This window comes from Actinomycetota bacterium (genome assembly GCA_036280995.1).
In the GTDB taxonomy this organism is placed as follows: Bacteria; Actinomycetota; CALGFH01; order CALGFH01; family CALGFH01; genus CALGFH01.
Genome location: DASUPQ010000338.1, coordinates 1 through 2,858, shown reverse-complemented (window position 1 = coordinate 2,858; position 2,858 = coordinate 1). Strand labels below are relative to the sequence as shown.

The window sequence follows — 2,858 nt, the reverse complement described above, 5'->3', positions numbered from 1 at the left end:
TGGATCCAGCAGCGCCAGCGCGCCGCCGGCGACGGCTAGCAGCGCACGAAGACGGTGTCGGCGTTGGGCGGCGGCAACGGTCCCCCTAGGTGCCGCCAGCGGTCCCGGCTGGTCCGCCGGAGGCCTCCAGGCGCTCGAGGCGGTCGGCGGCGTCGTGGAAGTCGGGGTCGGCCTGGACGACGCGGGTGAACGCGGCCCGGGCCCGGGCGGGATCGCCGGCCTGCTCGGCCAGGGCGCCCTCGGCGTAGGCCAGGCGCAGGTGGTGGTCGGCCAGCTCGGCCGGCCAGCGGGCATGGCGCCGGATCAGGGCCACCCCGGCGCCGGGCTGGCCCAGGTCGCCGTAGGCCGAGGCGGCCACCAGCAGCAGCTCGGCCGCCGTGTCCGGTTCCATCCTGGCCCGGTCGCTGCGCTCGAAGATGGCGATCGCCCGCTCCGGCCGCTCCAGCCCCCGTTCGATGTCGGCCAGCATCGCGTCCAGGTCCCCCCGGCCCGAGATGCGCTGGGCCGCGGCCAGCTCCGTCCGGGCGGCGCGGAAGTCGCCCGCCTGGTACAGCGCGATCCCCAGCGCCTCCCGCACGCTGGCCGCCCGCGGCGCCGCCCGCTTGGCCGCCCGAGCGGCCCGCACCGCCGCCTCCGGATCCCCCTCCTCGGCCAGCGCCACCACCGCCTCGGCGAGCGCCCTGGCGGCGTCCGCGAACGCATGGGGTCGCGCCGTCTCCCGCAGCTCGTCCAGCGCCTCGGCCGGCAGCACCTCGCCGACCCCGACGCCCAGCTCCTCGATCCCCGCCGCCGCACCATCCCCGCGAGGGGCGCGCGCCGCCGATGGACGGGGTCGACGGTCGCCGGCACCACCCCGCGGCGGCCCACCGTCGCGACCTGCAGAACGCGCGCCGCCACCGCCATCGGTGCCGACGCCACGGCCCCGGCCACGGCCATGGCCAGCGGTGTTGCGGCCACCGGACCCAGCCCCCGACCCCGTGCGGGCCGGTCGGCCCTCGCGACCGCGAACCGGCCGCTCCGGGCCGGCACGGCGGGGCGTCGGGTCGCGGCGCTGGCCGCCTCCGGAGCGTCGACCCGGCGGGGCTGGCCGGCGGGGCGGGCGGCCCGGGTTTGGTTGGTTGTCCTCCACGGGCCGCATCTTGCCGGAACCGGCGGGAACGCGCACGCCGGGATCGCGGACGACCCCGGGAACGACGAAGCGCCGCCTCTGGGGCGGCGCTTCGTGAAGAGTCTCGGCGGCGACCTACTCTCCCACCCAGCTTCCCGGGCAGTACCATCGGCGCTGGAGGGCTTAACTTCCGGGTTCGGTATGGGACCGGGTGTCTCCCCTCCGCTATGGCCACCGAAACGCTCTGGAGCCTCCGGTACACCGGAAACCTCCAGAACTACACAGCGAGCGCGTGCAACAAGAAAGTAGTTGCCAAGTCCTCGGCCTATTAGTACCGGTCAGCTCCACACATTGCTGTGCTTCCACTTCCGGCCTATCAACCCGGTCGTCTAGCCGGGGGCCTTACCAGGTCAACCCTGTGGGAGATCTCATCTTGGAGCGAGCTTCGCGCTTATATGCCTTCAGCGCTTATCCCTTCCGAACGTGGCCAATGAGCAATGCCGTTGGCACGACAACTCACACACCAGAGGTTCGTCCGTCCCGGTCCTCTCGTACTAGGGACAGCTCTCCTCAAATCTCCTACGCCCACGGAGGATAGGGACCGACACTTCTGTTACCTCCGGGTGGGCCTTGGTGCGCCACCCGGCGGCCAGGTCGTTTCTGTTCCGCCTGGCTCCCCATGTCGCCATGGGGGTCGGACCATCTCTTCACGGGCTAATGCCCGTGTTCGGCGTATGGCCTCTGAGGATTCTGGATGACCAATCGAGCCTTCGGTACCTTGCCTCCACCGTTCATGCTGACGGCGAGGTCGAGGAGCCGATGGAACCCCTCCGGCGAGAGATGCTCCCGGTTCTCCATCGCCGTCACGATCACGGCGAAGGTCTCGAACTCGAGGCGCTTCTCGCTGAGGATGGGGTGGGCTCGAAAGAACGGGATGACCTTCGTCAGAAGATCGTTGCGGTTCCGTACCACGTAGACGAGCGACCTGTCCCGACCACCGGCTCGAGCGTTCCGCCGGATCCGGCCGCAGCCGAGTCTGGCTCGCAAGAGCTCGAGGATCGAAGCTCGCTCAGGGTTCTGGCTGACGTGGAACTCAGGAACGAGTTGCCAGCCGAACCGTGTGGACGGGTTCCGTTGGACCGCGACGTGGAAGCTTCCTTCCCCGTCGACGTATCCCGCTAGGTAGTCGTCCAGCCTTTCCTGCTGATTGTCCGGCGCGGTCACTTGGACCACCCACCTGTCGGTTTGTCACCTCCAATGTCCTCGAACGTTACCGTTCGAGTGTGACAGCGGAGGTACCGCAGGATGCATCCGGAGTTTCCAGCATTTAGCCGAATTTACAGACAGCGCGATATTCACTGTCTCACGACGTTCTAAACCCAGCTCGCGTACCGCTTTAATGGGCGAACAGCCCAACCCTTGGGACCTACTCCAGCCCCAGGATGCGACGAGCCGACATCGAGGTGCCAAACCCTTCCGTCGATGTGGACTCTTGGGAAGGATGAGCCTGTTATCCCCGGAGTACCTTTTATCCGTTGAGCGACGGCGATTCCACTCTCCACCGCCGGATCACTAAGGCCGACTTTCGTCCCTGCTCGACTTGTCAGTCTCGCAGTCAGGCTCCCTTATGCCTTTGCGCTCTACGCACGATTTCCAACCGTGCTGAGGGAACCATTGCGCGCCTCCGTTACATTTTAGGAGGCGACCGCCCCAGTCAAACTGCCCACCTCACGCTGTTCCCGACCCGGAT

General features: G+C 68.4%; 1 protein-coding gene and 2 rRNA genes. All 3 read right to left on the bottom strand.

Features of this window, described 5'->3' with window-relative positions; translation table 11 throughout:
- Positions 1 to 85 precede the first annotated feature (85 nt).
- Positions 86 to 751 carry a hypothetical protein gene (locus VF468_11630; protein HEX5878949.1) on the bottom strand — a complete coding sequence of 222 codons (666 nt, stop codon included), beginning with the start codon at positions 749 to 751 and terminating at the stop codon, positions 86 to 88.
- Positions 752 to 1,230: 479 nt separating this feature from the next.
- Positions 1,231 to 1,347 (bottom strand): 5S ribosomal RNA (rrf, locus tag VF468_11625).
- Positions 1,348 to 1,416: 69 nt separating this feature from the next.
- Positions 1,417 to 2,858 (bottom strand): 23S ribosomal RNA (locus tag VF468_11620); the annotation flags it as partial.